At 76.6% G+C, this 1,250-nt stretch carries 1 protein-coding gene and 1 pseudogene; both read left to right on the forward strand.

Going from position 1 to position 1,250, the window contains the following annotated elements; translation table 11 throughout:
* Positions 1 to 315: pseudogene (locus OOT08_RS18015) on the forward strand (hypothetical protein); the annotation flags it as partial.
* A partial coding sequence (locus OOT08_RS18020; protein ID WP_325094262.1) for an alpha/beta fold hydrolase occupies positions 312 to 1,250 on the forward strand: 939 nt, incomplete at its 3' end. The pseudogene OOT08_RS18015 and the gene OOT08_RS18020, both read left to right, overlap by 4 nt.

Here is a 1,250-nt window from a genome sequence, read left to right on the forward strand (position 1 = left end):
TTCGGCGAGCCGATCACGGCGCAGCGCGCCCACGAGATCGGGCTCCTCCGCCAGGTGGTCCCCGCGGGGGGCGCGGAGGCGGCGGCGCTCGACGCGGCGCGGGCCCTCGCCGCGAAGCCCGCGCTCGCGATGGCCTGGACCAAGGCGGCGATCGACGCCGCGACGCACGCGCCCGAGTCCGCCTCGCTCCTCATCGAGCAGCTCGCCTACGCCGCCCTGAACCGAAGCGACGCGGGCGCGATGCCCGAGCGCACTGCCCCCGAGCGCACTGCTCCCGAGCCGCGCACTGCCCCCGAGAGGAACCAGGAACCGTGACCGAACCTGCCACACCCCCGGAAACACGAGCTCCCGCGGATCCCGCCGGGCTCCCCGGCGACTTCGACCCCCTGGGCCCGAGCGTGGGCCGCTGGCTGGCCCCCTCCGGGCGTGAGCTCGCCTTCCTCGACGACGGCGAGCCCGGCGGCATCCCCCTCGTCCTGTTCGGCGGGGCGGGCACGAGCGTTCGCGCGGCCCGGCTCCTCGAGTTCGCGCGGAGCCTCCGCCTCGCCCTCGGGGTCCGCCTGCTCAGCGTCGAACGCAACGGCCTCGGCCAGAGCGCCTACGACCCCGCCGCGGGCTTCGACGAACACGCGGCCGACGTCTGGGCACTCCTCGACCGGCTCGGAATCAGCCGCCCCTCGCTCGTCGCGATCTCGGGCGGCGGTCCCTACGCCGCGCGGCTCGCCGCCGCCCGCCCCGAGCGGATCCGCTCGATGCACCTCGCCTGCGCGATCACCGACCTCAGCCAGCCCGGCACGAGCCCCGCGCTCCCCGCGAGCTTCGACCTCGACGCAATCTCCCGCGACCCCACCCAGTGGTGGGCCTTTCCCGAGGACAGCCCCGTGCACCGCATCCCCGGCTTCGCCGACAGCGTGATCGAGGAGGCACTGCGCGGGCGCTTCGCCCGGGGCCGGGACACCCCGCCCGAGGGGCTCGCGCAGGCGATCCGGCTGCTGCGCGAGGCACCCCTGCCCGAGCTGAGCGCGGTCCGCGCCCCCGTGCACACCTCCTGGGGGCTCGCCGACCGGCTCGTCCCCGTCGCGCACCGGGACCGCTGGCTCGCCGCCCTCCCCGGCCCGGCGACCCAGCGCGATTACCCGGGGGAGGGGCACGACGTGCAGTACCGGCACTGGGACCAGATCCTCGCCGACGTCGCCACCCTCGGCGGCGGCACCCTGCTCAGCCGTGCCGGGCGAACCTTCCTCGTCCCG

The sequence above is a fragment of the Leucobacter sp. M11 genome, from assembly GCF_035726885.1.
In the GTDB taxonomy this organism is placed as follows: Bacteria; Actinomycetota; Actinomycetes; order Actinomycetales; family Microbacteriaceae; genus JAPFRB01.